Source organism: Pseudochrobactrum sp. Wa41.01b-1, from assembly GCF_019464455.1.
Classification (GTDB): Bacteria; Pseudomonadota; Alphaproteobacteria; order Rhizobiales; family Rhizobiaceae; genus Pseudochrobactrum; species Pseudochrobactrum saccharolyticum.
Window position 1 is genome coordinate 2,052,253 of record NZ_CP080493.1, and the last position, 19,957, is coordinate 2,072,209.

At 52.1% G+C, this 19,957-nt stretch carries 21 protein-coding genes; 9 read left to right on the forward strand and 12 right to left on the reverse strand.

Going from position 1 to position 19,957, the window contains the following annotated elements; genetic code table 11:
- Window positions 1–24: 24 nt before the first annotated feature.
- Window positions 25–570 carry a hypoxanthine phosphoribosyltransferase gene (gene hpt / locus K1X45_RS09590; protein ID WP_022709650.1) on the reverse strand — a complete coding sequence of 182 codons (546 nt, stop codon included), beginning with the start codon at window positions 568–570 and terminating at the stop codon, window positions 25–27.
- Between the two features lie 363 nt (window positions 571–933).
- Here hpt and ftsE point away from each other — a divergent pair, with 363 nt between their 5' ends.
- From ftsE to ppa, 5 genes are all read left to right on the forward strand, one after another.
- Entirely contained in the window at window positions 934–1,593 is a 660-nt protein-coding gene (gene ftsE / locus K1X45_RS09595) for a cell division ATP-binding protein FtsE (protein WP_033315839.1), read from the forward strand.
- Window positions 1,586–2,581, forward strand: coding sequence for an ABC transporter permease (locus K1X45_RS09600; RefSeq protein WP_220158694.1), 996 nt, complete (start codon window positions 1,586–1,588; stop codon window positions 2,579–2,581). The genes ftsE and K1X45_RS09600 overlap by 8 nt, the downstream gene beginning before the upstream one ends.
- Before the next feature lie 124 nt (window positions 2,582–2,705).
- Window positions 2,706–3,428, forward strand: a complete 723-nt coding sequence (locus tag K1X45_RS09605; RefSeq protein ID WP_255560380.1) for a YdcF family protein — start codon at window positions 2,706–2,708, stop codon at window positions 3,426–3,428.
- 135 nt (window positions 3,429–3,563) lie between these two features.
- On the forward strand, window positions 3,564–4,373 hold the full coding sequence (locus K1X45_RS09610; protein WP_022709654.1) for a 1-acyl-sn-glycerol-3-phosphate acyltransferase: 810 nt from the start codon (window positions 3,564–3,566) through the stop codon (window positions 4,371–4,373).
- A gap of 112 nt (window positions 4,374–4,485) precedes the next feature.
- A complete protein-coding gene (gene ppa / locus K1X45_RS09615) occupies window positions 4,486–5,019 on the forward strand; it encodes an inorganic diphosphatase (protein WP_022709655.1) in 534 nt (177 codons plus the stop codon).
- An 84-nt stretch (window positions 5,020–5,103) separates the two neighbouring features.
- On the opposite strand, the gene K1X45_RS09620 is transcribed toward ppa, so the two are convergent.
- Both K1X45_RS09620 and K1X45_RS09625 read right to left on the reverse strand, forming a co-directional pair.
- Complete coding sequence (locus K1X45_RS09620; RefSeq protein WP_022709656.1) at window positions 5,104–5,397, reverse strand: YggT family protein; 294 nt, start codon at window positions 5,395–5,397, stop codon at window positions 5,104–5,106.
- A gap of 141 nt (window positions 5,398–5,538) precedes the next feature.
- Window positions 5,539–6,078, reverse strand: a complete 540-nt coding sequence (locus K1X45_RS09625; protein WP_028233312.1) for a gamma-glutamylcyclotransferase — start codon at window positions 6,076–6,078, stop codon at window positions 5,539–5,541.
- 312 nt (window positions 6,079–6,390) lie between these two features.
- Here K1X45_RS09625 and K1X45_RS09630 point away from each other — a divergent pair, with 312 nt between their 5' ends.
- Window positions 6,391–7,407, forward strand: coding sequence for a DUF2125 domain-containing protein (locus K1X45_RS09630; protein WP_220158696.1), 1,017 nt, complete (start codon window positions 6,391–6,393; stop codon window positions 7,405–7,407).
- A gap of 287 nt (window positions 7,408–7,694) precedes the next feature.
- On the opposite strand, the gene K1X45_RS09635 is transcribed toward K1X45_RS09630, so the two are convergent.
- On the reverse strand, window positions 7,695–8,627 hold the full coding sequence (locus K1X45_RS09635) for a prephenate/arogenate dehydrogenase family protein (RefSeq protein WP_220158697.1): 933 nt from the start codon (window positions 8,625–8,627) through the stop codon (window positions 7,695–7,697).
- Between the two features lies 1 nt (window position 8,628).
- On the reverse strand, window positions 8,629–9,738 hold the full coding sequence (locus K1X45_RS09640) for a histidinol-phosphate transaminase (protein ID WP_116088752.1): 1,110 nt from the start codon (window positions 9,736–9,738) through the stop codon (window positions 8,629–8,631).
- Between the two features lie 427 nt (window positions 9,739–10,165).
- On the opposite strand from K1X45_RS09640, the gene K1X45_RS09645 reads away from it, so the two are divergent.
- Both K1X45_RS09645 and metW read left to right on the forward strand, forming a co-directional pair.
- A complete protein-coding gene (locus tag K1X45_RS09645; RefSeq protein ID WP_151158883.1) occupies window positions 10,166–11,347 on the forward strand; it encodes a homoserine O-acetyltransferase in 1,182 nt (393 codons plus the stop codon).
- 4 nt (window positions 11,348–11,351) lie between these two features.
- Window positions 11,352–12,023, forward strand: a complete 672-nt coding sequence (gene metW, locus K1X45_RS09650; RefSeq protein WP_220158698.1) for a methionine biosynthesis protein MetW — start codon at window positions 11,352–11,354, stop codon at window positions 12,021–12,023.
- A gap of 22 nt (window positions 12,024–12,045) precedes the next feature.
- On the opposite strand, the gene K1X45_RS09655 is transcribed toward metW, so the two are convergent.
- Window positions 12,046–12,825, reverse strand: a complete 780-nt coding sequence (locus tag K1X45_RS09655) for a class I SAM-dependent methyltransferase (protein WP_022709662.1) — start codon at window positions 12,823–12,825, stop codon at window positions 12,046–12,048.
- Window positions 12,826–12,894: 69 nt separating this feature from the next.
- Window positions 12,895–13,164: a hypothetical protein gene (locus tag K1X45_RS09660; RefSeq protein WP_075653856.1), complete on the reverse strand. Its 270-nt coding sequence runs from the start codon at window positions 13,162–13,164 to the stop codon at window positions 12,895–12,897.
- A 393-nt stretch (window positions 13,165–13,557) separates the two neighbouring features.
- Here K1X45_RS09660 and aqpZ point away from each other — a divergent pair, with 393 nt between their 5' ends.
- Window positions 13,558–14,244: an aquaporin Z gene (aqpZ, locus tag K1X45_RS09665; protein WP_220160452.1), complete on the forward strand. Its 687-nt coding sequence runs from the start codon at window positions 13,558–13,560 to the stop codon at window positions 14,242–14,244.
- Between the two features lie 62 nt (window positions 14,245–14,306).
- On the opposite strand, the gene K1X45_RS09670 is transcribed toward aqpZ, so the two are convergent.
- From K1X45_RS09670 to hemC, 5 genes are all read right to left on the reverse strand, one after another.
- Complete coding sequence (locus K1X45_RS09670) at window positions 14,307–14,843, reverse strand: TerB family tellurite resistance protein (RefSeq protein ID WP_022709665.1); 537 nt, start codon at window positions 14,841–14,843, stop codon at window positions 14,307–14,309.
- A 194-nt stretch (window positions 14,844–15,037) separates the two neighbouring features.
- Window positions 15,038–16,747 carry a heme biosynthesis protein HemY gene (locus K1X45_RS09675; RefSeq protein WP_220158699.1) on the reverse strand — a complete coding sequence of 570 codons (1,710 nt, stop codon included), beginning with the start codon at window positions 16,745–16,747 and terminating at the stop codon, window positions 15,038–15,040.
- A gap of 24 nt (window positions 16,748–16,771) precedes the next feature.
- Complete coding sequence (locus tag K1X45_RS09680; RefSeq protein WP_220158700.1) at window positions 16,772–18,190, reverse strand: COG4223 family protein; 1,419 nt, start codon at window positions 18,188–18,190, stop codon at window positions 16,772–16,774.
- Window positions 18,191–18,270: 80 nt separating this feature from the next.
- The gene (locus K1X45_RS09685; RefSeq protein WP_220158701.1) at window positions 18,271–18,981 is read right to left on the reverse strand and encodes a uroporphyrinogen-III synthase; all 711 of its coding nucleotides are present in this window, start codon (window positions 18,979–18,981) and stop codon (window positions 18,271–18,273) included.
- 3 nt (window positions 18,982–18,984) lie between these two features.
- Window positions 18,985–19,914, reverse strand: coding sequence for a hydroxymethylbilane synthase (gene hemC / locus K1X45_RS09690; RefSeq protein ID WP_220158702.1), 930 nt, complete (start codon window positions 19,912–19,914; stop codon window positions 18,985–18,987).
- Between the last annotated feature and the right edge of the window lie 43 nt (window positions 19,915–19,957).

The window sequence follows — 19,957 nt, forward strand, 5'->3', positions numbered from 1 at the left end:
TAAATTCAGCGAATGGTCGGAAACTTATTCCTGCTCATCCATAACGCGGCCGACATAAGGCAGCTGGCGGAAAGAATGCGCCACATCCATGCCATAGCCGACAACGAAATAATCCGGACATTCAAAAGCTGTGAAATCCGCATAAAGATCAAGTTTACGGTGACCCGGCTTGTCTAGCAGCACGGCAATGCTCACACTGCGTGCACCGCGTGACATCATCAGTTCACGCACAAAATTCAGTGTCTTGCCGGATTCAAGAATATCATCAATCAGCAGAATATCGCGGCCTTCAACATCGCTGTCGATATCGCGCACCAGACGGATTTCGCCGCCCTTTGTGCCTGCGCCATAGCTGGAGACAGTAATGAATTCCACATCCGGCTCAACACCGGCATCATGCATGGCGCGGATCAGGTCTGCCGCAAAAATGAATGAGCCTTTGAGGATAGAAACTGCCAGCGGCCGTTCCAGCTTACGCTCGGCAATTTTTTGTGCCAGTTCACGATTGCGTTCTGCAATCTGCTCCGCACTGAACAGAACTTCAAGATTTCTGCCACCTACATAAGGCATAAACACGTCTCCGGTCTTAATCCGCACTAGGATTTTATATTACGCAGTTTCTGACGGAAAACCGGTTCCCACTTTTCCTAAAACTGCTTGAACCGAAATATCTCCGGCAAGAAAAAAGTAGCTGTTACAGTACTACGCCTTTTGCTGAAAGGGCAGTTTTACATTATTTACGCCTGTTCCGCATCAAATCTGCGTTTTATCCGGTTACACACAACAGGTCTGTGCACAAAGAGCCGTAAAATTTCTATTCTTTTTTCAACCTCAAAATGCCAAACTTGCATGCAGATTAACGCGAGATTAACCACAAGGGTCAATGTTCGGCAACCATAAGCAAACCGGCAAAAAACATCGGGAAAATAATCAGTGATTCGCTTTGAAAATGTAGGATTACGGTACGGCATGGGATCGGAAATCCTGCGGGATGTCTCCTTTCATATTCCGCCGCGCTCCTTTCAGTTTCTGACCGGTCCGTCGGGTGCCGGTAAAACATCGCTGATGCGCCTGCTTTTCATGGCGCTGAAACCGACACGCGGCCTGATTACCATTTTCGGCAAAGACATCTCCACAATGCAGCGCAGTGAAATTCCGTTGCTGCGCCGCCGCATCGGCATCGTCTTTCAGGATTTTCGCCTGCTCGACCATATGACGACCTATGAGAATGTTTCATTGCCATTGCGTGTTCGCGGCAAGGAAGAAGCAACCTACCGCCATGAAGTGCAGGAACTGATGCAGTGGGTTGGTCTCGGTGACCGTATGCATGTGTTGCCGCCGGTTCTGTCCGGTGGTGAAAAACAACGTGCCGCCATTGCCCGAGCGCTGATTGACCAGCCGGAAATTCTGCTGGCCGATGAGCCGACCGGTAATGTGGACCCGCCGCTGGCGCGCCGCCTGCTGCGCTTATTCGCGGAACTTAACCGTTCCGGCACCGCTGTGATTATCGCCACCCATGATCTGACATTGATGGATCAGGTAGATGCACGCCGTATGATTCTCGATCAGGGAAGGCTGGATATTTATGGCTGACCTGCGTGCAACGATTGATCATTATCACGGGATTTTTCTCGAACTGCTTGGCAAGCGCAAACGGGAAAAACGCGGACCAACGCCGATCGTTCCGCCGGTCAGTGTTTCCGGCACCACGCTGATTACCGTTATCGCGATTATGACCTTCCTCGCCTGTCTTACCATTGGCGGGGTTAGTCTGGTGCGCGCATCGGCTGCCCAGTGGCAGAGCCAGATTTCACGGGAAGCAACAATTCAGATCCGGCCGGTTGATGGTCAGGATATGGAAGCGGCCCTCGCACAAGCCAGTCAGATCGCTTCCGGTTTTGCCGGTGTTTCAGGCACCAATATCGTTGACCGTGCAGCCACAGCACGCCTGCTGGAGCCATGGCTCGGTACAGGTCTGGATATTGACGAATTGCCGGTACCACGCCTCGTGGTGGTGACAATTGACGAGCAAAATCCGCCGGATTTTGAAACTCTGCGCTCGGAATTGCAGAAAAATATTCCCGGTGCCAGTTTTGACGATCACCGCACATGGGTAGATCGTCTGGTCTCCATGGCACACACAACCGTACTGATCGGTATGGGCGTCTTGTTTCTGATGCTGTCTGCCACAGTGCTGACCGTGATTTTTGCCACGCGTGGCGCGATGGCCGGAAACAGCCATATTATTGAAGTGCTGCATTTTATCGGTGCTGAAGCCCGCTTTGTTGCCCGTGAATTTGAGTGGCATTTCTTCCGTACAGCACTCAAAGGTGCCTGTTACGGCGGCGCGGCGGCCTTGCTGGTATTTTTGATTGTTTCCTGGTGGACCAGCCGCAATCTGGCAACGCCGGAAGGCGATCAGGCGGCAGCTTTGTTTGGCAGTTTTGCCATCGGACGCGAAGGCTATATCGGTATTGCCGCAACAATCATCATCGTCAGCATTCTCACAATGCTGACCAGCCGTCTGACCGTGATCCGGCAGCTCAAAGATATGGACAGTATCAGCGGCAGCAAAGATTAGGACAGTCAGCGGACAAAGCAGTTTCCTCCGCTGTCCTGTCTGCTCTATACTATAAGACTGATTTGCGCAGGTTACAGCAATCTGCGCTGATACGAGAAAATGAACAGGCCAAACGGCAATGCATGTGCAAAACAATGCTTCAGACACTGCGGAACAAAACCGGCAGAATGACGAACGACCGGCAGAAGCAACCGGCCGCGAAGCATCCGTGCATGTCTCTAAAGACGGCTTTATTCGCCATTGGCTGAAGCGCCTGCGCAGACGCATTCCGCCGGTCGCCGTTGTCCTGTTCTCGCTGATCGTCGCTCTTGGCATCGGATTTGTCATTTTCAGCGAGCATGTCAGCAATTTGCAGGCACCACCTGCCGATCAGAAAGCCGATGCGATTATCGTTCTGACCGGCGGGAAATCCCGTATTGAAGTCGCACTGGAACTGCTGGCAGAGAAACGCGGCGAACGGCTGCTGATCAGCGGTGTTCATCCGTCTACCAAACGCGAGGCCTTGCAGCGTGTTACCAGAACAGATCCGGCCTTATTTGCCTGCTGCGTAGATCTCGATCGTACGGCACTCAACACAATCGGCAATGCGGTTGAAAGCGCCAAATGGATTAAACAGCATAATTACAAGCGCATATTCATTGTAACCAATAATTACCACATTCCGCGCTCAATTCTGGAATTGTCACGGCAGGTCGGTAATGTCGAACTCCTGCCCTATCCGGTCATTAACAGCGATCTGAAAAACAATAACTGGATGCGTCAGGGCGATACGCTGCGCGTGTTATTTACCGAATATGTCAAATATATTGGCGCTCTTGCGCATATCAGTCTCAGCCAAAATGATTAAAACACAAGTTGCTGATCGATGCGCAATGATGTCCGGAATTGATAAGCGCTGATTTTTCTTCTATTTGAAGAACCGCTCTGTTTAATACCGAGCTATTTTACCTGTCATGCACGTATTAAAAGGCTGATACAAGATATGATCATAGTCATCCGGTCAGTGCTGTTTAATCTGGCTTTCTATATCAGTCTGATCATACAGATGATCCTGTTTTTACCGCTCACGCTGATTTTGCCGCGCAAAAAAGCATGGATCGTCCCTAAATTCTGGGCACGCTCCAATCTGTTTCTGCAAAAATATATTGTCGGCACTGATTTTGTGGTCGAAGGAGCGGAAAACCTGCCGGAAGGCGCCTATATTTGCGCACCAAAACACCAGTCTTTCTGGGATGTTTATGCGTTTTTGTCTTACACGCCCGATCCGGTTTATATTCTCAAACGCGACCTGATGCGTATTCCGCTATTCGGCTGGTATCTGAAGAAAATGAAAATGATCCCTGTTGATCGCGGTACGGGGATCAAGGCTTTGCATTCCATTTCCGGCGGCACGCAGGAAGCCATTGCTGACGGGCGCCAGATCATGATCTATCCGGAGGGCACACGCCGCGCACCCGGTGCGCCGCCGGCCTATAAATATGGTGTCGTCCATCTCTATGCCAATCTCGGTCTGCCGGTCGTGCCGATTGCCCATAATGCCGGTCTGTACTGGCCGCGCCGTAAGTTCCTTCGCTATCCCGGCACCATCCGTTGCCGCATTCTGCCGCCGATTGAAGCGGGTCTGGACAAGGAAGTCTTTTTGCAGCGCCTGATTGAAGCCACAGAAACAGCTTGTGACGAATTTCTGGTACAGGCCTCACAGGATAAAAATGCGCCGCCTATGCCGCCGACAGCCAAAGCCCGCCTCGCGGAATTGCAGGCGCAGCGCAATGAGGCTGAAACAAAGGCATAACAGCGCTCAGAATTTCACGAACATGACAATAAGCCGCTTTATCTGAAATTGCGTTTTTGTTGCACGGTTTCACGAAAACCGATATCAGAACGCCAAATGAAAGGACACGCCCATGAATATCGATGCCATTTCCATCGGCTCCAACCCTCCTGAAGACGTTAACGTCATTATCGAAGTACCGGTCGGTGGTCATCCGATCAAATACGAGATGGACAAAAGCGCCGGCGCTCTGATCGTCGACCGTTTTCTCTACACACCAATGACCTATCCGGGCAATTACGGCTTTGTTCCGCACACTCTGTCGGAAGATGGCGACCCGATTGACGTTCTGGTTTGCAACACCCGTCCGCTGATTCCGGGCTGCGTCATCAATGTTCGCCCGATCGGCGTTCTCGTGATGGAAGACAATGCCGGTAAAGATGAAAAAATCATCGCCGTACCGTCACCAAAGCTGACCCGTCGTTATGAAAAAGTTCATAACTACACCGATCTGCCGGAAATCACTCTGCAGCAGATTGCTCATTTCTTTGAACATTACAAAGATCTGGAGCCAGGCAAATGGGTAAAGATCGGTGACTGGGGCGATGAAGATTACGCACGTAAATTCATCGTTGAAGCGATCGAACGCGCTAAAAACGCGAAATAATTGCAAAACTGGCCAGTCTCCCAAGTGGCCGGATTTTCAATCACAGATAATAAAAAACCCGCTTTCAAGCGGGTTTTTTATTGATTAGCTTAAGAGCATCGGAGCCAATGTCGTCCACATGAACTGGCGAATAAAGAAGATCGCCAGCAGCAGAACAATCGGCGAAATATCAATACCGCCGAGATCCGGCAAAATCTTGCGGATCGGACGCAGTGCCGGTTCTGTCACCTTGTAGAGAAACTCGCCGATCGAAGCGACAAAGCGGTTGCGGGAATTGACCACGTTAAAAGCATACAGCCAGGAAAACACCGCACTGGCAATGATGATCCAGGTATAAATATCCAGCGCCAGATCAACGGTGCGCAAAATTGCGAGCATAAATGTCTCCTACTCAGTCGGACTGTTCATTGCACCGGTACTTCAATCAGCACGGGCAAAGGTTGAGACACATTTAAACAGCGCTCTTGCTATTCACAAGATCACAGACCAGAAAAAGATCGGGTAAAACTGCCAATCCTGTCAGTCTGTATGATTATCCAGCAGCTTTAAAACAGCTTCCAGCCGCTCATCCCAGATATCCATTGCCTGCAAATGACGGGCAGTATTGGCAACATAATCGCGGTTTGGTCCGGCCTGACCACTGGCGCGCCGAACAAGCAAAGCCATATCCTCAGCGCTGAGACCGCCTGCATATTGTTTATGCAAGGGATCGGCCACATAGACCAATGCTTCGACATCACGGCCGTCTGCCAGTTCAACCGTCAGCCATTTTTCCACATAAACACCGCTGATCTGTTCACGTTCACGCAGATAGTTCATCACCGGCAGTCTGTTGTCTGCCGTCACGCGAAATGCCTGTCCGTGGCAGAAACCGCCGCTGTTCAGACCCAGCACCAGCCCCGGCAATTCAGGCGTACCGCGATAAACATGAGAATAGATGCATAAAGACCGGCTGAAGCCTGTCAGCAGCGCCGGAATATTCTCGGCACTGTCAAAACCCGGCCGCCACATCAGTGACCCGTAACCGAAGACCCAGAAGTCAGAACCGGAATCAGCCACATTATTCTGGAACACAAAATCCGTGTGTGAACTATCCATTGGGGTCATTTGTTTGCTTTTGCTTGTCTCGCTAAATTCATATAATGCATAGAATACACAGGCATATAGTTTACACCCTGTGTCCCGCATTTCCCAACAGGCAAACATTTTTCCGGCATGATTTTGTGTAGAAAAATGTACCGCCGAATGACTTTTATCTGCAAAACAATACCGCATGATGTGTTGTCAGCGCGGCATTGTGAATAAAAAGATTATAGAAGAGTTCTTCTGCCCTGTCAGCAGAATGCCCTTTGAAATCTGAGAGGCATAGCTATGGTAGCTAAATCGCGTCCTAACCCGCAAAGCTCAAAACGCATGACATGGGGCATTCTCTTTGCTCTGGTCATCGTCATTTTATACACGGCGGGCTGGTTTTATCTCGCTTCCATGGCCAAAGACCGCGTTCGCACTGAGCTAGCTAATACTGCCGGTCAGGGCGAAACGCTGGAATGTCAGTCCCTCTCGGCACGCGGCTACCCCTTCTCCATGTATATCAGCTGTTCCGGCTTTAACTTCCGTGACAAAGATCAGACGCTGAATGCAGCAACCAGTACTGTAAATGTCGGCGCTTCCCTGTTCTCTTTCCGCACGGTGCAGACACAGCTCACCGGCCCTGCAGCACTTGCCATGTCCGGCGCTGACCCGTTGAAAGCAGATTGGGATAATCTCAAAGCATCTGCGCGCATTGACGGTCGTTCGCCACAGAATATCAGCCTCAGTGCCGATAATTTGCGCGTGCAGACTGTGACCGCTGAAAATGCGGCTGCACCGACAACGCTTTCCCTCCTCGGCCTGCAATTTGATCTCAACAGTCTTGAAGAGCCGCTTCAGGCTAAAATGACCTTTGATGATCTGCGCCTTACCGGCGACAAATCTCTGGCTGCCCTGCCGGAGCTCGACGGTCTGATCGACATCACCTCTCCGGCAAGCCTCGCGGCCTTCAAAGAGCCGGATGAAAGCGGCAGCCTGCTGCGCGGAAAATCCCTGCAGCTTAATCAGATGCTGTTTCTGCTGCCTTCCGGCGCCAGCATCAGCATCAGCGGCCCGCTTGCTGTCGACAGCGAAGGGCTGGCCAATGCGGATCTGAAAATCCGCCTGACAAATGCTCCGGCAATCGGCCAGACATTGCAGGCCGCCTTTCCCGATCAGGCTAAAAATATAAATACAGTTGTTTTTGCTCTCGGCTCCATGCCGAAAGATGAAACGGGGGCAACAATTGTTCCTGTTGTTATTAAAGAAGGCAAAATCAGCGCAGGCTTTATCCCGCTGGGACGGTTGCCACTGCTCTAGAGCGGTTTACGTTCATGTTGGATCGCAGTGTTCGCTCTAGATTCCTTAGCCTGTCGCATTATCCCGACGTCAAGTTGATCCAACTTGACTGTGAAATGCTTTAATAAAAAACCCGCCGAAATGGCGGGTTTTTATTTTCATAAACTCCAACGCAAAGTCTGAAGCAAAAAGCGTTATACCACAGCGAAAATGGTGATTTCGAGAACCGGAGCGCAGTGTACTTAAATGTACATGAGCACCGGAAGCGCAGAAATTGCCATTTGCAGCCAAGTATAACGACTTTTAGATCAGACTTTAGGCTTGCTTGCAGCTTCGCGGCCAAAGTTCGGTGCATCCACTTCCTGACCGGCATCAATAATGCCACGGCGGATTGCGCGGGTACGCGTAAACAGGTCAAACAAGGCATCGCCGTCACTCCAGCGGATTGCCCGCTGTAATGAGGCCAGATCTTCCGAGAAACGTCCCAGCATTTCCAGAATAGCATCCTTATTATGCAGGCAAACATCGCGCCACATTGTCGGATCAGATGCCGCAAGACGGGTAAAGTCACGGAAACCGGAAGCGGAATATTTAATCACTTCCGACTCCGTTACCTTCTCCAGATCATTGGCCGTGCCGACAATATTATAGGCAATGATATGCGGCAGATGCGAAACAATCGCCAGCACCAGATCATGATGCTGCGGATCCATCTGATCTGTCTTGGAGCCACAGGCTTCCCAGAACGCATTGAGCTTTGCCAGCGCGTCTGCATCCGTATCGGGCAGCGGTGTGAGAATGCACCAGCGATTGATAAACAGATCAGCAAACCCCGCATCCGGCCCCGAATATTCGGTACCGGCAATCGGGTGTCCCGGAATGAAATGCACATGATCCGGCAATTCCGGCTGCATCTGCGCAATCACCGAGCCTTTAGTGGAGCCCACATCGGTGACAATCGCACCGGCTTTGAGGCTGCCGGCAATCTGGCTGGCAACCAGACCAGACGAGCCCACAGGCACGGAGACAATCACCAGATCGGCATCGCGGACAACTTCAGCATTATCCGTTGTGTAGCTGTCGCCCAGCCCCAGTTCTTCCGCGCGTTTCAGCGTTTCTGCACTGCGGGTAGCAATAGCGATGTGACCGGCCAGACCTTCACGGCGGATGACACGAGCCAGCGACGAACCGATCAGACCAATACCGATCAGCGCAATTTTATTAAAATGAATATCAGACATATCAGGACTTCAAAAATTCTGTGAGAGCGGCAATCACGCCGCGATTGGCTTCTTCCGAGCCGATGCTCATCCGCAGGGCTTCAGGGAAGCCATAGGATGTCACGCGACGCAGAATATATCCCTTAGACTGCAGATATTCGTCAGCTTTGGCAGCAGACTTGTTCTGTGTGTCAGGGAAGTGCACCAGCAGGAAATTGGTGACCGATGGCGTAACTTTCAGGCCGAGCTTGGTGAACTCGTCTGTCAGCCATTGCGCCCATTCCGCATTGAACGCACAGGCTTTCTGCACATGATCGCGGTCGCGGATCGCCGCAGTACCGGCAGCAATTGCCGCGCTGTTCATGTTGAAAGGTCCGCGCACACGGTTCACCGCGTCTGTGACATGTAATGGTGCATACATCCAGCCGATACGCAGCGCAGGCAGGCCGTGAATCTTCGAGAATGTGCGGGTCATCACCACATTGTCGCTCGCAGAGACCAGCGCCACACCGGCATCATAATCATTCTTGCGCACATATTCCGCATAGGCCGCATCCAGCACCAGCAGAACATGCGGCGGCAGGCCGGCATGCAGGCGCTTCACTTCCTCAAACGGGACATAAGTGCCGGTCGGATTGCCCGGATTGGTGATGAAAACAACCTTGGTCTTGTCTGTGACAGCGGCAAGCACCGCGTCCACATCAATCACCGTATCATTTTCTTTCACGATCACCGGTTTTGCACCAGCCGCCAATGTCTGGATTTTATAGACCAGAAAGCCGTGATCGGTAAAAATCGCTTCATCGCCCGGTGCCAGATAGGTCTGGCACAACAGGCCGAGCAATTCATCCGAACCGTTGCCGCAGAGAATATTCTCAATATTCAGGCCTTGCGTTTCCGCAATGGCCTGACGCAGCGCAATGACTTCGCCGTCCGGATAAGAGCTCAGATAATGATCGGTTGCACGATAGGCTTCAACAGCATGCGGGCTTGCACCCAGCGGGCTTTCATTGGCAGACAGCTTGTGCACTTTGGCAACACCGTGAACGGTGGCTTTGCCAGGAACATAAGCAGCAATATCCATGACGCCGGCTTTAGGTGTCGGGCGTTGAGCTTTCGCGAAATCGTTCATCATTCTTATCCAATATTAAGAGCCTGTATTGTTGATAGAGATTATGTACGGAAACAGCATTGCAGAAACATTTGCCGGTCTGTGACCAGCGAAATATTCCCGCTGAAACCGAATGACTTTAGCGGCATAAACCGCATCGCAGAACAAGTCGAGAGAAACCTTGACTTTAAACCCCTCTAGCCCCTAGATCGCAGTAGTTTCAGATAAAAATATCTGAAATCACCAACGCGGCCGGCTAGTCAAAAATGCGCAAAACAGGCAGAAATTGCCTGCATATCCGCATCCAGTTCCGGTCACCGGACAAATTCTAACGCAGAATCCCGAAAAACAAATCGGCTTTCGGAGAGGATTATGCGTAAAATCAGGGAATTAGGGCATTGGGTTTGTTGCAAACAGACCTGAAAATGCTCTGACGCAGACATGTTTTATGACGATATCAGCTGAAACTGCCGCCCTATCAGACAACCGCAATCAGGAAGCTGTTCAGCCGAACAGTCCTGTGGTGTATTTTGGTGAAGACAAACCGCTTCAACTCGACAGCGGTTCCGTTCTGAGCCCGTTTCAGCTCGCTTATCAGTCCTATGGCACACTCAATGCCGATAAGAGCAATGCCATCCTGATCTGCCATGCCCTGACCGGCGATCAGCATGTTGCCAGCACCAATCCGCTCACCGGTAAAGACGGCTGGTGGACTTCACTTGTCGGCTCCGGCAAGCCGATTGATACTGACCGTTATTTTGTGCTCTGTTCCAATGTTATCGGCAGCTGCATGGGCTCAACCGGCCCTGCATCCATTAATCCGGCAACCGGCAAACCTTACGCACTTGATCTGCCAATCATAACGATCGGCGATATGGTGCGGGCACAGGCGATGCTGGTCGATCATTTCGGTATTGAGCAACTGCTGGCTGTTGTCGGCGGCTCCGTTGGTGGTATGCAGGTGCTGCAATGGGCATCAAGCTATCCGGACAAGGTTTTCTCGGCTGTGGTTCTGGCCAGCGGCGCGCGTTTGTCAGCGCAGAATATCGCTTTTAACGAGGTTGGCCGTCAGGCGGTCATGGCCGACCCGCTGTGGCTCAACGGTCAATATCTCACCCAATCGGACTCAGTGCCACGTAAAGGCCTGTCGGTTGCGCGTATGGCAGCGCATATCACCTATTTGTCGGAAGCCGCACTGCACCGTAAATTCGGGCGCAATCTGCAGGATCGCACCAATATTACCTTCGGTTTTGAAGCTGATTTCCAGATTGAGAGCTATCTGCGCCATCAGGGTAACAGCTTCGTTGACCGTTTTGACGCCAATTCCTATCTCTATCTGACCCGTGCCATGGATTATTTCGACATGGCAGCAGAACATAACGGCTTGCTGGCTTCGGCTTTTTCCGGCACCAAAACCCGCTTTTTCGTTGCATCCTTCTCCAGCGACTGGCTGTTCCCGACATCCGAAAGCCGTCTCGTTGTCCATGCGCTGAATGCGGCAGGGGCGTCTGTTTCATTCGTTGAAATCGAAACCGACCGCGGGCACGATGCTTTCCTGCTGGATGAACCGGTTCTTTTCTCAACCATTGACGGTTTCATCCGCTCCGCAGCCCGCGCGAAAGGTCTGTAATCCGATGACTGATACCAAAGCCGGTTCAGGCGACGCGACGTTTTTCACAGCTGAAAATACCGAAAACCTGCATATCCATAACCGCGTTGATTTTGATATTATCGCCTCGCTGGTGCGCCCCGGAACACGGGTTCTGGATGTGGGCTGCAGTGATGGTGAATTGCTGCAATTGCTGCGCGACAGCCGCAATGTAGACGGACGCGGCGTGGAATTGTCGCAAAGCGGTGTGAACCAGTGTCTGATGCGCGGATTGTCGGTGATACAAGGCGATGCAGACCGTGATCTGGTCTATTACCCCGATTCCAGCTTCGATTATGTGATCCTGTCGCAGACTTTGCAGGCCACGCTCAATCCGAAAAAGGTTCTGAGCGAATTACTACGCATCGGTGAGCGTGCGATCGTTTCCATTCCGAATTTCGGTTACTGGCGGGTGCGTGGCTCACTATTGTTTCGCGGCAGAATGCCGGTGACCAAAGAACTGCCGTTCAGCTGGTATGATACGCCGAATATTCACTTCTGCACGATCCGCGATTTTGTGGATATGACCAAAGAGGTCGGCGCAACGGTTGAAGATGCTGTGGCGCTGAACCGTAATGGTGAGCGCATGCCGTTCAGCCTGCCATGGGGCATGTGGAACCTGCTCGGCCAGCAGGCTGTGTTTCTGCTTAAACGCTAGAGCATAATTTCTTAAATCCGGTTTATTGACCGGAGCGCTCACGGTGATCGTGAATTTTCACCTTCACCGGCTGCTGCCGTGCTGTCCCCTGAGGTGTCAGCACCGGCACGAAAACACGGCGTGAAGCACGCTTCAGCACCGGCAGTCCCTGATAGAGGCGCTTATGCGCCTCCCCGATCACCACCCCGCCAAACAACGGCCAGAGACGGGTTCCGACCGTTTCTATCAGACCGGATGATTGTTGCAGCCAGCGCCAGCGTGTCGGCGGCACATGCAGCGCATTGACCACTTTTCCCGGTGTGAAATTAGCCTCTCTGAAAGCCTGCAATAACTGCCCGCGACTGAAGGGGCGTCCGCTGCCGAAAGGCGTATGTTCCATACGCGCCCAGACACCACGACGGTTCGGCACCACGACGATCAACTGCCCGTTCGGTGATAAGACACGCCACATTTCTTTCAGCGTTTCCGCGCTGCTTTCAGAAAATTCAAGCGTATGTACCAGTAAGATGCGGTCTACAGAACTATCCGGCAAAGGCAGTTCCTCATCATAGACCAGCGCCGTGCTCAGTGCCTCGCCATGCGGCCAGCCGGTTGCGCCCTGCCGTGCTGGCATAAAAGCAAATGCCCGCTCCGCTTGTGATGCAAAATGATCCAGATAAGGCAGCGTATAGCCGATCCCGACAAGCCGCTCCTGCGGCATTGGCAGCCATAAAGGATCCAGTGCTGAAGTAATAACCGAAGCAGCCAGTTTGCCCAATGCTGTCGAATAAAATGACTGCAGCTCTATAATATCCAGATGCATCATTTACCCTGAATCAGTTGAGCAGCCCTGCATGTTTCAATGAAGCTGCCATGTCACACCGGCATATGGCTATTGCCAGCAACCAAGATTTTTACCTTTAAGATTATGGGAGTCGATTTCCATAATCAGCGCAGGATCATCACGCATCAGCATGTAATAAGCACGCTGCTTCATATTAATCTTTTGCCATCCGGCGCATTCTTTTGGCAGTTCAACCTGCTCTATCGTGACTTTTTCAGTCCATGCCGTTGCAGTCCCTGTGCAACCTGCCAACACAGCAGCCAAAGGCAAACAGAACAGTTTGAAATTAAAAGCCAGTCGGCGCTCGAACCTAGACATCAAGCCGGTACTCCGGAAACCGTTAATATTATCCCGAAACCTTATAAAGCGTCGAAACCGCTCATGAATTTACAAGACGGTACAACACTTTAAAACACCATAACAGCCCGAAAAAATGAAAACCGCCACAATCCTGCAACCAGCCGCCTGTTGCTGCCGGTTAATAACAGGATAGTTGCTTATCCTCGGCCTGACATCTGCGCCTATTTTATAATAATTATAATATAAGACAGAATATTTCTTTGTAAGACAAATATTTACACCAATTGTGTTCAAAAAAAAGACTGTTCAATCCTGACAAATCTGTCCATATTCGGCGGGCAATATAAGTTCCGTGCAGATTTCATTTTTGTTCAATCGTCTACGGGGATTAACATGCAAGATACGCCTTCCATGATGAATAAATTGTCGGCAGAGTGTTTTGGCACCTTCTGGCTGGTCTTCGGCGGTTGCGGCAGCGCCGTTCTCGCTGCAGCCTTTCCGGAACTGGGTATCGGCTTTGCCGGTGTCGCGCTGGCATTCGGTCTGACTGTCCTGACAATGGCCTATGCTGTCGGTGGTATTTCGGGCGGACATTTCAACCCGGCTGTCACTCTCGGCCTTACTCTGGGCGGGCGCTTTGAGGCTAAAGACCTCATTCCCTACTGGATCGCACAGCTGGTCGGCGGCATTATTGCTGCTGCAATTCTGTATTTTATTGCCAGCGGTAAAGCTGATTTCAGCGCAGGCGGCTTCGCTTCCAACGGCTACGGCGATCTTTCACCAGGCAAATATAGCCTTGGGGCAGCCCTTGCCATTGAAGTCGTGCTGACTGCCTTCTTCCTGATTATTATTCTCGGCTCCACCTCATCGCGGTCACCGGCCGGTTTTGCACCAATCGCGATTGGTCTCGGTCTGACACTGATCCACCTGATTTCAATTCCGGTGACCAATACATCCGTCAATCCGGCCCGCTCCACAGCTGCAGCCCTGTTCGCAGATACAGCTGCCATCAGCCAGCTCTGGTTGTTCTGGGTTGCTCCGCTGATCGGTGCCGCTATCGGCGCAATCATCTGGAAAGGTCTTCTCGCGAAAGACTGATTGACCGCAACAAATAAAAAAGGCCGTCAATGACGGCCTTCACTCTTTCAAATCCGCTGCTTTTATTCAGCCTTTTCGGCCTCGGCATTGGTCTGCTCTTCAGCCATGGATATCGAAGCCAAGGCATCGCGCATTGAACGGGCACGCTCAGCGACCCGTAACTTAATCCCGATGCGCTGCTCCTGATCCACACCGATCAGCTCGGCAATACGCCACATAATATTATCTTCGATTTCACCGACATCACCATCGGCATAGACCATTTCCCACAGCACCTCGATAAAGCTCAAACGAGCAGGCACATCCAGATGGCGTTTCAAAACACTGGTGAAACGATAAAGATCAATCGATTCCTGATCCGCAACTTCTGCCGCTTTAATCAAAGCCTGCAAGTCATCGCCCTGCAAATCATAGGCCTGCGACAGCAAATCCGACAGACGTTTGCGCTCTTTTTCGTGCTGCTCACCATCCGCTTCAATGACATGAAACATCAGTGCAGCAGCGGCCAGACGCGGGTCTTCATCAGAGAATGTTTGTTTTTTCTTCGAGGGATCAAAACCCGGCAATTCTTTGAAAAAACTGATCAGACGCTCAAACATACATGCTCCAGTGCTTATACAGCCTTTGACAGGTCTTACACATAGACCAGCATCCGGAAGGATGCCAAGCATACAGACATGTTTTGTCTTACAAGTATCTTCTAATCTTTCTCAGAGTCACCAAGCTGCAACAAAAATACTGTTTTGCAACGGAATTAACGGACTTCATTCTGTAAAATCGTCCAGACACAGTATTAAAACAGCCGGAACGTCCCTTCCTTGCGTATCGGCACATCATGTTCTGCCGCCACACCCGGATCATCAACAATCAGACTATGCTTATCCTTCGCAGCGTCGGAACTATCAGGCTGCGAATCCTTTGCGGCCTGCACCGCAGGATTATCGCCCGTCTCAGTGAGAATAGTTACTTTGGCATTGCGCAGATTATTGTCCTGCGGTTCCGTTTTCTTCGGAGCAGCTTTAGTTTTGTCCGCAACAAGAGGCATAGTTTCTGCATCATCAGGATCGTCGGCAAAGACCGGCTCCTTCACCGCGGGCATGTTTGACGGCTCAGCCTCTTCCGCACGCGAATAAGTGACGGGTAAAAACGGCTCTTTCAGACTGTCATCATCGAGAACAAGAGACGTATCCGCCGCTATTTCCGTAAACGGCACCTTCCATTCAAAGGCGTTCAGGCGACCTGTCACCGGCGAGGCCGGTGCCCAATGGTCAGAAACAATACCGTCAGCCGTCCATGCCGGATCACGCGGCGCTTTGACAGCCCGTGCAAGCCATTCACGCACGCGCCCCTGATCGCCTGTTTGCGCTTCTTCAATATCAGCCATCAGCAAATAAGCGCTTTCACGCGGATTAAGCTTCAATGCAGCTTCGGCATTTTCCCGTGCCAGCGTCAGTTCTCCGGCATCCAGTGCAGCCCGCGCAACAATCAAAACCGATTCCGCATGGTGACTGCACAAACTTGCGAGTTGGCGCGCCTTTTTCAGCCGATCAAGCGCCGTATCTCCGGCGCGCCCGTGAATATAGGCTTCAGCAATCTCAGGATGCGGCTCGCGTTTCCATGCCGCTTCAAGAATACGATTACCCTTGCGGATACTGCCGTCACGCAGCAAACAACGCGCAGCAATCAATGCAGCCGGTATCAGTTCCGGTTCCAGCTTGAACGCCTCATTCGCGGCCTCGCGGGAAGCCACAGCATCCGTTTCAAAACTGTCCATCGCCTGTGCCGTCAGCAAAACCGCGCGATTACGTTTCAATGTTTCACGGGCAGCTTTACCGTCTTTGCCATAAGGAATAACCGCCTTGCGTGCCTCAAGTACCCGCAATGCACCGGTAACATCGCCCTGCAAAACATTATGTCCGAGCACTGCATTCGACGCCCATTCCAGCTGCGGTGCCATTGTGCTGGCTTCCTGCGCATATTGATAGGCTGCTTCCTGCACGCCTTCCCGGCTGGCCTCGAGATATAATCCCCGCAAACCCAGTAATTTGGTTTCGGGATCCGCAATCATTTCTTCAAAATAACGGCGCACATCATCTTTGCGCCCTTCCAATAAAGCGGTTTGCGCATCAAGCAGCCGGATCAGCGGTTCCTGATCCACGCTCAGCAATTTGGATGCCTGTTTGCTCATACGCCGCGCCGCTTCGGCATCACCGGCACCGGCAGCAATCAGGCCGGTCGAGAGTGACTGATAGCCACGGTCACGTTTGCGGGCGCGAAAATGACGCTGCAAAATATAAGGCGAGCGAACAAGATTTTTGACGATCCACCACAGCAGCATGGCACAGACAATGGCAGCCACAACCATACTGGCGGCGGTCATCAGGGAAATATTGTGCCGCTCTCCGGCAAAGGTGAACACCAGATCACCGGGACGATCCGCCAGCCAGCCAAACCCCAGCCCCAGCAATGCGACTACAACAAGAAACAGGATTACCCGTATCATACCGTTCTCCCTTTCCTGTTTCGCTTATTGCGCAGCCGGTTTTTGCTCAGATGCCTGCGTTGAAGCGGTCATCAGCTTTGCTAGCAATGCATCCGCATCGCGCCGTGCACTCAATGCATTATAAAAGCTCTGACCAACCTGTTTAGCGGCTTCCGGCAATTGCGCCCATTCGGTCATAGCCCGCTGCACGTCACCATTCTGCAACGCAAATTCAATACGGGCAGTCACCGGCCCGACACCGGAACCAGCGACATCACCGATTGGCCGTGACCGTACCAGATTTTTTGCACTGCCCACCAGCTGATCCCAGATACCGGCATCTGCCGCTGGCTTGTTCACCGCTGCCACCATATCATCCGCCAATGATGCAAATTGTGTGTTCAGCTGACTGAGTGTCGGAATACCGGTTTCCGCCTGCACTTCAAGCGCGGCAACAGAACCTGCCTGCTCCGGCAGCAATGACTTATAGGTCTGCAATTCATTCAGATAAGAACCGCCGCGATCAATCGCTGATTTCAAAGCATTAGCCGCAATAATCGCCGCCATATCCGGTTGCGTGGCCTGCGCATCTATCTTCGTCTGCAAAGCACCCAGTTGCTGTTGCAGCGCTTTGACCTCGTCCGTATCAGTATTTAATGCGGCATTGGCCTGTTCTGCCTGAGAGCCGATCGTATTGAGCTTTGTTTCCATCGCATTCAGGCGCTCGGTCAGACCATTGACCAGCGCGCTATCCGCAGGTTGCGCCTGCCCTGCCAGTGTTTTCAGCTGCTCCTGCAAAGCTGTCACATCGGCACGGATCGCCTCATCATTTCCGGCAGGTGTTTCACTGGCTTGCGGCAATGCATTCAGGCGTTGCTGAGCTTCTGCTGCATTTTTCTCTGCGGCTTCCAGGCGTGCTAACAAATCCGCATCCGGTTTGGTTGCGGCCTGCAAACCGGAAATCTGCTGTTTTAGATCTGCGATTTCTGCAATTGCCGCCTCATCACGATTGCTGGTCTGTGCCGGAAACAAACCCAGCCCCGCCCATTGCAGTGCGGTCGTGCCCAGCAGAACAATCACACCACCCGCCAGTCCGGCAATCCAGGGCGAAGTTGTTTTTTTCGTCTGCGGTGCGGAACTAGTGGCAGAATTCATGGTTTTTCCTGATGCAAAAGGATTAGGGCCGGAAACACCGGCTGAAGAAGCCGGTCGGGATGTGCTCTGCGGCGGAACCGAGGTTGCAGGTTTCGCTTCAACATGCGCTTTTGACGATGGTGGTGCGGAAGATTTTGCAGCCGGTTGTGCCACAGGTTTCGGATCACCCACCGGCTCTGCATCCGGCACAGTTTTACCCGCAGATTTTGCAGCCGACGCCTCAACAGCTTTCACATCAGACGGATCAAGATCAATCACCACCGGTTTACGGGTGGTCTTGCTGTGACGTGACACTGTGGATTTAGCCATGAGTCCTCTCGCAAAATCTGTATTTTAAACTTCAGATGCAACCTAAATGACGAAATTGAACAAATGGTTGCATATTTTCATCAGATCAATGCCAGCAGGCGTAATAAAGCATCCTCATCCGGCGTTTCACTGATACGTACCTGTGCACTGCAATTATCTGGTAATTCTGCAGCAATCCGCTGCGAAAGACAAAAAATATATTTCGCGTTCTGGATAAAAGCACCCTTTGCCTGCTTGTCCAGTGCAACAAACTGCCGTGCAGCAACGGCTGAATAGAGCAAAATCACCTCTGCACTGCCGGTATCAGCAACGCGGTTCAGCTCGGCATCGCTATAGGTAACAGGGCGGGTGTCATAGGTCTCAGCAACCGTCAGATTGATACCGGCAGCAGACAACTGCGCCTCAAAATCCGGTCGCCGGATTTTGCCGGTCAGATAAAGCACATAGCTGCCCGCAGACATAGCAGCTGCCACATGGCGCCCCAGACGCAGCCCCCAGCCATCACCGGCATAGATTGTCTCAAAGCCCGCATCCCGCGCAACTGATGCCGTTTTTTCACCCACCGCATAAAGCTGCAAACGCCGGTAGGGGGCCAATAAATCAGGATTGATATGGCGCAAGGCATTGGCGCTGGTCACAGCAACGGCATCAAAACTGCCCAGCGGCAATGATGCGCCCGTCGCTACAGTTTCACTCACCGGCAGACAAACCGGCTGATAACCTGCCGCTTCAAGTTTCGCGGCGGTTAAAGCTGCATCCGGTTGCGGGCGTGTAACCAGAACCCTGCGCATGTTTCAAGCCCAGCTGGTGAAGAAGTCAGCACCGGCTTCTGCACGGATCCGCTCGGCAGCTTCCTTGCCCAGCGCCGCCGCATCAGCTGCAGCACCATCAATGGCAACGCGATGCAGGCGTGAACCGTCCGGCGTCAAAACCATACCGGAGAAATGCAAGTGCCCGTCTTTAACTTCCGCCAGACCGGCAATCGGCGTACGGCAGGAACCGTCAAGTTGCGCCAAAAATGCGCGTTCGCAAGTCAGGCGGATAAATGTCTCTTCATGATTGAGCGGTTTGAGCAGCGCATCAACCCGCGCATCATTCACACGGCTTTCAATGGTGATCGCACCCTGTCCCGGAGCAGGTAAAAACCGCTCTGTATCCATCAGTTCTGTCACCACATGCTCCAGCCCGAGGCGCTTCAGGCCGGCAAAAGCGAGAAATGTACCATCAACCTGACCTTCATCGAGCTTGCGCAGACGGGAATTCACATTGCCGCGAAAAATAATAACATTGAGATCAGGACGGATATGCCGGATTTGTGCCTGACGACGCAGACTGGATGAACCAACGGTCGCCCCGTGCGGCAGATCGGTCAGTTTTGCACTTGTTTTGCCGACAAAAGCATCACGCGGGTCTTCGCGTTCGAGATAGGTGGAAAGATGCAAACCTTCCGGCAAAACCGTCGGCATATCTTTGGAGGAATGCACTGCAATATCAATACGTCCCTGTAACAGTGCATCTTCAATCTCTTGGGTGAACAGGCCTTTACCACCTATCTCCGACAATGCACGATCCTGAATACGGTCGCCCTGTGTGGACATCGGCACGATTTCAACATCCGTTTCGCTTAAACCATGCGCAGCCATCAGGCGTGCGCGTGTTTCCTCTGCCTGTGCCAGTGCTAAAGCGCTGGAACGTGTTCCGATTTTTAAACGTGGTGTTTGCATCTGGCTCTGTCCGTGATACGCGAATGTCAAAGGCTTCTCTAAC

What these genes read in the sequence shown, in the direction of transcription:
- hemC (WP_220158702.1), bottom strand. Translation starts at nt 19,914, where the DNA reads ATGCAAACACCACGTTTAAAAATCGGAACACGTTCCAGCGCTTTAGCA.
- K1X45_RS09675 (WP_220158699.1), bottom strand. Translation starts at nt 16,747, where the DNA reads ATGATACGGGTAATCCTGTTTCTTGTTGTAGTCGCATTGCTGGGGCTG.
- K1X45_RS09640 (WP_116088752.1), bottom strand. Translation starts at nt 9,738, where the DNA reads ATGAACGATTTCGCGAAAGCTCAACGCCCGACACCTAAAGCCGGCGTC.
- K1X45_RS09655 (WP_022709662.1), bottom strand. Translation starts at nt 12,825, where the DNA reads ATGCATCTGGATATTATAGAGCTGCAGTCATTTTATTCGACAGCATTG.
- aqpZ (WP_220160452.1), top strand. Translation starts at nt 13,558, where the DNA reads ATGATGAATAAATTGTCGGCAGAGTGTTTTGGCACCTTCTGGCTGGTC.
- K1X45_RS09620 (WP_022709656.1), bottom strand. Translation starts at nt 5,397, where the DNA reads ATGCTCGCAATTTTGCGCACCGTTGATCTGGCGCTGGATATTTATACC.
- K1X45_RS09645 (WP_151158883.1), top strand. Translation starts at nt 10,166, where the DNA reads ATGACGATATCAGCTGAAACTGCCGCCCTATCAGACAACCGCAATCAG.
- K1X45_RS09630 (WP_220158696.1), top strand. Translation starts at nt 6,391, where the DNA reads ATGGTAGCTAAATCGCGTCCTAACCCGCAAAGCTCAAAACGCATGACA.
- metW (WP_220158698.1), top strand. Translation starts at nt 11,352, where the DNA reads ATGACTGATACCAAAGCCGGTTCAGGCGACGCGACGTTTTTCACAGCT.
- K1X45_RS09670 (WP_022709665.1), bottom strand. Translation starts at nt 14,843, where the DNA reads ATGTTTGAGCGTCTGATCAGTTTTTTCAAAGAATTGCCGGGTTTTGAT.
- K1X45_RS09635 (WP_220158697.1), bottom strand. Translation starts at nt 8,627, where the DNA reads ATGTCTGATATTCATTTTAATAAAATTGCGCTGATCGGTATTGGTCTG.
- hpt (WP_022709650.1), bottom strand. Translation starts at nt 570, where the DNA reads ATGCCTTATGTAGGTGGCAGAAATCTTGAAGTTCTGTTCAGTGCGGAG.
- K1X45_RS09610 (WP_022709654.1), top strand. Translation starts at nt 3,564, where the DNA reads ATGATCATAGTCATCCGGTCAGTGCTGTTTAATCTGGCTTTCTATATC.
- K1X45_RS09660 (WP_075653856.1), bottom strand. Translation starts at nt 13,164, where the DNA reads ATGTCTAGGTTCGAGCGCCGACTGGCTTTTAATTTCAAACTGTTCTGT.
- ppa (WP_022709655.1), top strand. Translation starts at nt 4,486, where the DNA reads ATGAATATCGATGCCATTTCCATCGGCTCCAACCCTCCTGAAGACGTT.
- K1X45_RS09685 (WP_220158701.1), bottom strand. Translation starts at nt 18,981, where the DNA reads ATGCGCAGGGTTCTGGTTACACGCCCGCAACCGGATGCAGCTTTAACC.
- K1X45_RS09600 (WP_220158694.1), top strand. Translation starts at nt 1,586, where the DNA reads ATGGCTGACCTGCGTGCAACGATTGATCATTATCACGGGATTTTTCTC.
- K1X45_RS09680 (WP_220158700.1), bottom strand. Translation starts at nt 18,190, where the DNA reads ATGGCTAAATCCACAGTGTCACGTCACAGCAAGACCACCCGTAAACCG.